The organism is Planktothrix sp. FACHB-1355 (assembly GCF_014748295.1).
In the GTDB taxonomy this organism is placed as follows: Bacteria; Cyanobacteriota; Cyanobacteriia; order Cyanobacteriales; family Aerosakkonemataceae; genus Aerosakkonema; species Aerosakkonema funiforme_A.
In genome coordinates, this window is the sequence record NZ_JACJUP010000239.1 from 1 (window position 1) to 7,187 (window position 7,187).

Below are 7,187 nucleotides of genomic sequence, written 5' to 3' on the forward strand. Positions count from 1 at the left end.
ACCTATTCCTCAACCAACTACTGAATGCGAATATGTAGAAGTGGCAGCAGTTGTGGGATAATAAAGGATTTGGGATATCTTTGGAAAAGTGCGTTGGCGTAGCCTGCGCGTAGCCCATATCGCCTTTCCTTAAATAGCTTTACCTCTCCCCCAGCGTGTAAGGAGAGGCGATCGAGTTATTGTTCGCAACACCGGATTGAGATAAAAAGGAATTAATGGGGTAGATTAGGGGACGATAAATGCCCTGATAATTTTGAAAAATACCTGGAATGGGTGAGTCGCCAGATTTAAAAGTTTGTTGATAATTATATAGTATTGTGTTTGCCTCTAATAACCTCGACTGCTTGTTTTGACAAGAGGTTTACTTAGAGACGAGCGTGCTTTTTATTAGTATTACTAGCCATACCTTGCACTCAATATTCAAGGATAACAGTATGCTCGGAGTTGAAACGATCGCTTTAGAAGCAGCCAAAAACTTAGCTGGAATATTTGTCAAAAACGCTTGGGAAACAGGAGGTAAAATTTTAGGGCAATTGGGCGAAACTGTGGATAAAAAAGTTCAAAATCTAATATTTACAGCTTCCAAACAATACGTCCAAAACTACAGCGATCGCCACGGCATCTTAAAAGTATTGGGTATGCGCGAACCTGTCGCATTGGAATCAGTATATACCGCCGTTCAGTTTTTGGATAAGTGGGATATCCGCCGTTTTGAATCAATTGAAAACTTAGAAATATCTTACCGAGAAACCCGAAGTTTTCAACCGAAAAATTGCCTGAAGCGAGACGGACTGAAAGTTGCTAACGAGAAGCAATACTTAATGGTACTCGGTGGCCCTGGCGCGGGTAAATCTACCTTTTTGCGGAAGCTGGGACTGGAAGTCTTAAAAGGCTTTCAAGGAGGATTTGAGCATGAGTGTATCCCCGTTTTTATCGAGTTGAAAGGATTTAGATCCGAAAATATGGATGTGCAAAAATCGATTGTTGAAGAGTTTCGTCTTTGCGACTTTCCCAACCCAGAAGAATCAACGACAAAATTACTAGAGCAAGGAAAGCTGTTAATTTTGCTGGATGGGTTGGATGAAGTGCCAGCTAAAGTGATGAATGAGACGATCGGCCAAATTCAAAACTTTGTCGATCTCTACAAGAATAATCGGTTTATTATTTCTTGCAGAACGGCTGCATACCGACAAAACTTTCGCCGCTTTACTGATGTGGCAATGGCAGAGTTTGACAATGCCCAAATTAAACAATTTATTGGCAATTGGTTTCATTCGGAACTCGATAAAAAATTAGGCACTGCCCAAAAGTGCTGGCAACTACTCCAAAAACGAGAAAATGCGGCAGCTAAAGAATTAGCTCAGACTCCTTTGTTGCTAACTTTGCTGTGTCTGGTTTACGATCGTTCGCAAAACTTTCCGGCTAATCGCAGTATTCTTTACCGCAAAGCTCTGAGAGTTTTGTTAGAAGAATGGGCGGCGGAAAAGCGGATTTTGCAGGATGAAATTTATCAAGGAATGAGGACGGAGTTAGAAGAGATTTTACTAGCGGAAATTGCCCATATAGGGTTTGAGGCAGATCGACTGTTTTTTTCGCAGCAGGAGGTTGTTAGTCAAATCAAGGCTTTCTTGGCTAGTAATTTGAATGCACCGAAGCATTTAGATGGTGAAGGAGTTTTGAAGGCGATCGCAGTTCAACAAGGAATCCTGGTAGAAAGAGCAGAGGATGTGTTTTCATTTTCCCATTTAACGCTTCAGGAATATTTAACCGCTCAATACATTACCGACCATTACCAAATCCCGAAGTTAGTCGCCGAACACCTGAACGATAAACGTTGGCAAGAAGTATTTTTGCTAGTAACGGGACTGATGCGCGGCGGGGCAGATGAGTTGCTGTTAATGATGGAAAAGGAAGCGCAAAAGCATATCAATACTCCTAAATTACAAGGTCTACTTAATTGGTCAAACCAGGTGACAGAAGGGACGGAAGGAAACTTTAAACCAGCTGCTAAACGAACCACTGCTTTGTTCTTAGCTTTGGGTCGCGATCGCGCTCACGAACTCGCCAGCATTCTCAGTCCAAATCTCGGTCGTATCCTCGAAATAACTCGCGTTCTCGATCTTGCTCGTGCTGTTAATCCTAACTTAGAACGCACTCTTAATTCTACCCGTACTCCTTGCCGTCCCGCCACTCACACCCGCGCCTTCTCCCGCGCCCTCACACGCGCTCTCGCTCAAGAATTGCAGGATATCAAAATTTTCAAAGATGTAAATTTTACCGTCCTAATTGCTCGACTAGAAGTGCTGAAAGCGAAAGCTCCGGGTATTGATCGATCTGACAACGTGCATCAAGGATTCAACAATCGCGTCTCTCAAACCTGGTTAAATGCTCTTAAGATTAAGCCCGAACTAATTTGCTTATGCTGTCAAGAATTACAGGCTCTCGAAGATTACCTCTATGCCAATTTGCTGATAGTAAAGTGCAAACAAGCCGCAGTGCGGATGTCCCCAAAAATTTGGGAAGCAATTGAGGCGCGAATGTTACTGGGTAATTGTCAAGATTGAATAATTTCACGCAAACGAAGCCAAGCAATCTGGGCAATTTCTTGCAAAGCTGTTTGTATTTCTGCATCCTTGGGGTTTTCTAATCTTTGAGAAAAAGCATTGAGGATGCTTTGTTTAGTATGATTTTTCACGGCGATGATAAATGGAAAACCAAACTTTTTCTTGTATCTTTGGTTGAGGGAATGAAAGCGATCGAACTCTTCACCACTTAACCGATCCAATCCAGCACCAGCTTGTTCTTGCACGGAAGATTCACTCATTCTAAGTTTACTTCCCAAATCCGGATGCGATCGAATTAGTTCCAACTGTTCCTCCAAACTTGCATTTCGCACCACTCCCACCATCGCCTGATGTAAAGATGACAAATCTGCAAAAGGTCGCTTACGATAAACTTTTTCAGCTACCCAAGGCGAATCCTCAAAAATTCCACCTAAAACTTCGATAAAATCTTGCTGACTCAGTTGATTAATCTCAGCTATTTGATACCTCATCAGTCTATTATCTCCCCTCCAAAAATTCTAATCAACATCTGTGTTCATCTGCGTTCATCTGCTGATATCTGTGGTTAAACCTAAATCCTATTAACTCCCGCGATAAGTACTATACGACCAAGGCGACACCAACAAAGGTACGTGATAATGCGCGTGAATATCCGCAATCCCAAAACGCACCGGAACGCGATCGAGAAAATGTGGTTGAGGCGTTTTAATTGACTGTGCGGTAAAGTATTTTCCCACATCAAATATCAACTCGTAAACACCCACCTCTAATTCACCCTCAGAAAGTAATGGTGCATCAATACGTCCATCTTGATTTGTATGCACTATTTTAAGTAACTTTCTACCATCATTCTGCGGGGTAAGAAACCACAATTCTATTTCCATATTTGCAGCGGGAATACCTTGCGCTGTGTCGAGTACGTGGGTGGTGAGTTTACCTGGCATTCTTGATTAGTCTCTGGTTAGTTTTAATTTAATCATTCCGTAGGGAGGACGCGGATCGCAATAAGATTTGATTTTTTCGTTATCTTCAGAAACAAATGCGCTATCCCAAAGACGATTTTGGGCGGTGAAGGAAACTTCTGTCATTTGGGGGAAACGATTTAACAATCTAGTTCCCATTTCGTGGATGAGATGCTGAATCGATTTGCTGACAAATTCATGGAAGACAACTTGCACCAAATCGCGCACTTGTTCGGGTGCGATGTATTGGGATAAGTCGGGGTTGATTGCATTCCCCGCATCGGTGTATTTCCAGAAGACATCCAGATAGATGAATAGGGGGCGATCGATCCGTTCGGGTAATGTGGTATAGTTGTCGCGATCGAAACTGGCAAAGGAACTTCCGGTAATCTTAATTAACTGCAATCCCACTCGTCCGCATTCGTGAGATACTATTTTTATGTTATCGTCATCTCGGTCAATATAAAGAGTTGCGATCGCACTATCGTCATGCAGCCTACTAAACAAAACATTGCTATCTACAAAACTACCATCTTGCGGAACTGATGCCGCTATAAACGGTTGTTCCTTTCCCGTTATCCGCAGGGAAGACATTTGGGGATAAGTTGCCAAAAATTGCTGACCGAGAAAATAGAGGAAACCTTCTAGGGTAGAATCATTGTATGCGATCGCATTTTGCAAAACAAAGTTTTTCATCGTATCCGTAGCGACCACATTTCGATTATCCCCCTCCGTGTAAGCTAGCAGAAAATTATTGCCAAATACCTCCACGCCAACATCGACAGCAAACAGAATATTTTCTTTGCCAGCAAACGCCGACTCAGGTATTTTTGTCAATCCCAACATCGGTTTACCGTAAGTGCGATAAACCGTAACTTCTTCTTTACCGTAGCTGATTTCGTAGTTCATATCGATTTGAGATTTTGGATTGATAATATTAAAAAGCCTCGCTCTTTAAAATCCCAAAAGATTGTACCAAACAACTGTAACAAAAATCACAAAAAGAGGAAGTTGCCATGACTACAGTTTACCCCCGCGATATGGTCGGTTACGGTGCGAATCCACCGCACCCAAAATGGCCGGGAGATGCCCGAATCGCTTTACAAATCGTCATGAATTATGAGGAAGGTTCGGAATATTCTATCCCGGATGGCGATAACCACTCGGAAACTTATTTGTGGGAAGTTCCCGGCGCGTCGATGGGGCCAGGAAATCGGGATTTAATCGTGGAATCGGTGTACGAATATGGCAGTCGATCGGGGTTTTGGCGGTTGATGCGGCTGTTTGCAGAACGCGACATCAAAATTACCGTTTTTGGTGCTGCATTGGCCTTGGAGCGCAATCCAGAAGCGGCAGACGCTATTGTTGGGGCTGGATACGATATCTGCTGTCACGGTTGGCGCTGGATCGGCTATCACTTATTAAGTGAAGAGGAGGAACGGGAACATATTCAGCGTGCGATTAAATCGCTGGAAAAAACCACTGGTAGCCGTCCGTTGGGGTGGTATTGTCGTTACGCACCGAGTTTAAATACGCGCAATTTAATCGTAGAAGAAGGTGGTTTTCTTTACGATTCAGATGCGTACAATGATGATTTGCCTTATTGGGTGGAAGTGGAAGGAAAACCCCATCTCGTGATACCTTACACTCTCGATAATAATGATATGAAATTTTCGGTTGCGCCCGGATTTAATAGCGGCGATGACTTTTTTACTTATCTCAAGGATGCTTTCGATGTGCTTTATAAAGAAGGCGAAGTAGCACCGAAGATGATGTCTGTGGGATTGCATACCAGGCTGGCGGGACGACCGGGACGAACGGCTGCACTGGCGCGATTTTTAGACTATGTGCAAAAGCACGAAAAAGTTTGGATTTGTCGCCGGATTGATATTGCGGAACATTGGATTAAAAATCATCCATACCAGCCAAAATAATTGCGATCGTACAGGGTTGGGTTTCCCTATCGCTCAACCCAACCTACAATTATAAGATTGGGCTAAAGGTTGGGGTATCTTTCTACTATTTTGAATTGTTGCCAGAGGCGCGTTGTTGAATTCGCCTCTGCTTGAGTGTTGGCGATCGCCAAAATTTGTTGTTCGTATTCAGTCGCTTTATCGTATTCACCGAGATAACGATAAGCTGTCACCAAATTTTGCAAACAAATCGCTTCACCTTGGCGGTTTTTCACTTCCCTTTGGATGGCTAAACTTTGGTTGTAGTAATCAATTGCTTTGCGATAATCTCCCAGCGAATAGTAAACAGTTCCAATATTTCCTAAAGCGTCCGCTTCTTCTTGGCGGTGTTTAATTTGACGTGCGATCGCTAAATTCTGCTGAAGGTATTGAATTGCTTTTTCCCGCTCTTCGAGCAGAAAATAAGCATATCCAATATTTCCCAAAGCTTGCGCCTCGCCGAGACGGTTTTTGATTTCTCGATAGATTGTGAGCGCTTTTTGCCAAGAGTTTAAAGCTGCCTCGTATTGGCGGTTTTTTTGTGCTTGTGCAAAACCTTGTTGTTGCAATCTATCTGCTTCTGCTTGGCGATCGCGTCCTGTTTCAGCCTCGACTTGGCTTGCCAAAGATGAGGCTGAAAAATTGCAGAGCAAAGGGAGTTGAACAGAAATTAGGAGAGGAATGAAGGCGAGGATTTTAATTGGCGATCGCACGAGCATTGGCATAATATTGAGCTACACCAATAATGTCTTATGCAAAGACAATTAAGTTCCCACCTCAGCAACTACTGTTTTGATTTTTTATAAGCTGCCCACCCACCAAAATTAGAAACATCAGGCCATTGATATTGTTCCGCTAACTCTCGCGGGTACAGCATAGCAGTAACTTCTTCCCCATCAGACAAAACTACCTTTCCTGCATACAAGTTAGGTGGTTCTGTAGAAAGTAAATAATCGTATTGTTCCGCCGTCAATTCGTACACTTCACCTGCAATAGCAATGCCTCCTTCTTCCACCTCATAAACACCGGGATGCCAATCTTTTTCTACAGCGTGCATCCGGTATTTTGGCAACGTAACTGCTTCCTTGATAAACTTGGCAGATTGCAAATTTTGGTGATCGGGTTGACCCCGCAGCGCCGAACCGCAAATAAAGAACAGTTTTGATTCCATTTAACTTTCATCCTTTCTTTCGCTTTCTATAATTAATATCATTTTTTTGGTGATTTCGGGTCTAATATCCTGTAAGGACACGGCATAATTAAAATTTTCGTATGACCGACATCTTGATGATGCCGTTTACCTAAAAATGTTCAGATTGAACATTTGCATCATAATTTCCAAAGGCTTCCATACCTTGCCCGTAACTCTGCGTTAAAATTTTATAATCAATTACCAGTTTTAGCTATGACGGTAAATTCTGTTATCTACGTAAATCAAGAACGGCTAAACAACAGCATCTCTCGTTTGGCAGAAATCGGGAAACTACCCGATGGAGGAGTGCGCCGCATTGCTTACAGCCCAGAAGATTTGCAAGCCCGCGAATTAGTGAAAAGATGGATGACAGAAGCAGGGATGAACGTGCGAATTGATGCGGCTGGTAACATGATTGGCACTTATCCCGGACAAGTGGAAAAAGCACCAGTTTTGGCAACAGGTTCCCACATAGACACCGTTCCATCAGGGGGAATATATGATGGAACGCTGGGTG

The 7,187-nt window shown here is 43.0% G+C and carries 7 protein-coding genes and 1 pseudogene; 3 read left to right on the plus strand and 5 right to left on the minus strand.

Annotation, left to right across the window (positions count from 1 at the left end):
• Nucleotides 1-434 precede the first annotated feature (434 nt).
• On the plus strand, nt 435-2,564 hold the full coding sequence (locus H6S82_RS12500; protein WP_190464831.1) for an NACHT domain-containing protein: 2,130 nt from the start codon (nt 435-437) through the stop codon (nt 2,562-2,564).
• On the opposite strand, the gene uraD is transcribed toward H6S82_RS12500, so the two are convergent.
• The 3 genes from uraD to pucL form a co-directional block, all read right to left on the minus strand.
• Nucleotides 2,555-3,055 (minus strand): 2-oxo-4-hydroxy-4-carboxy-5-ureidoimidazoline decarboxylase, encoded by a 501-nt coding sequence (gene uraD / locus H6S82_RS12505; protein WP_190464830.1) that lies wholly within the window; start codon nt 3,053-3,055, stop codon nt 2,555-2,557. The genes H6S82_RS12500 and uraD overlap by 10 nt on opposite strands.
• A gap of 90 nt (nt 3,056-3,145) precedes the next feature.
• Complete coding sequence (gene uraH / locus H6S82_RS12510; protein ID WP_190464829.1) at nt 3,146-3,508, minus strand: hydroxyisourate hydrolase; 363 nt, start codon at nt 3,506-3,508, stop codon at nt 3,146-3,148.
• A gap of 6 nt (nt 3,509-3,514) precedes the next feature.
• Nucleotides 3,515-4,435 carry a factor-independent urate hydroxylase gene (gene pucL / locus H6S82_RS12515; protein WP_190464828.1) on the minus strand — a complete coding sequence of 307 codons (921 nt, stop codon included), beginning with the start codon at nt 4,433-4,435 and terminating at the stop codon, nt 3,515-3,517.
• Nucleotides 4,436-4,542: 107 nt separating this feature from the next.
• On the opposite strand from pucL, the gene puuE reads away from it, so the two are divergent.
• A complete protein-coding gene (puuE, locus tag H6S82_RS12520) occupies nt 4,543-5,460 on the plus strand; it encodes an allantoinase PuuE (RefSeq protein ID WP_190464827.1) in 918 nt (305 codons plus the stop codon).
• Nucleotides 5,461-5,522: 62 nt separating this feature from the next.
• Here puuE and H6S82_RS12525 read toward each other — a convergent pair whose 3' ends face one another.
• Complete coding sequence (locus H6S82_RS12525; RefSeq protein ID WP_190464826.1) at nt 5,523-6,203, minus strand: tetratricopeptide repeat protein; 681 nt, start codon at nt 6,201-6,203, stop codon at nt 5,523-5,525.
• 59 nt (nt 6,204-6,262) lie between these two features.
• Nucleotides 6,263-6,649 (minus strand): gamma-glutamylcyclotransferase, encoded by a 387-nt coding sequence (locus H6S82_RS12530; RefSeq protein ID WP_190464825.1) that lies wholly within the window; start codon nt 6,647-6,649, stop codon nt 6,263-6,265.
• Nucleotides 6,650-6,883: 234 nt separating this feature from the next.
• Here H6S82_RS12530 and H6S82_RS12535 point away from each other — a divergent pair.
• Nucleotides 6,884-7,187, plus strand: a pseudogene (locus tag H6S82_RS12535) (Zn-dependent hydrolase); the annotation flags it as partial.

Excerpts from the sequence above, each read along its gene's own strand:
- puuE (WP_190464827.1), top strand. The coding sequence starts at position 4,543 with ATGACTACAGTTTACCCCCGCGATATGGTCGGTTACGGTGCGAATCCA.
- H6S82_RS12500 (WP_190464831.1), top strand. The coding sequence starts at position 435 with ATGCTCGGAGTTGAAACGATCGCTTTAGAAGCAGCCAAAAACTTAGCT.
- H6S82_RS12525 (WP_190464826.1), bottom strand. The coding sequence starts at position 6,203 with ATGCCAATGCTCGTGCGATCGCCAATTAAAATCCTCGCCTTCATTCCT.
- pucL (WP_190464828.1), bottom strand. The coding sequence starts at position 4,435 with ATGAACTACGAAATCAGCTACGGTAAAGAAGAAGTTACGGTTTATCGC.
- H6S82_RS12530 (WP_190464825.1), bottom strand. The coding sequence starts at position 6,649 with ATGGAATCAAAACTGTTCTTTATTTGCGGTTCGGCGCTGCGGGGTCAA.
- uraH (WP_190464829.1), bottom strand. The coding sequence starts at position 3,508 with ATGCCAGGTAAACTCACCACCCACGTACTCGACACAGCGCAAGGTATT.
- uraD (WP_190464830.1), bottom strand. The coding sequence starts at position 3,055 with ATGAGGTATCAAATAGCTGAGATTAATCAACTGAGTCAGCAAGATTTT.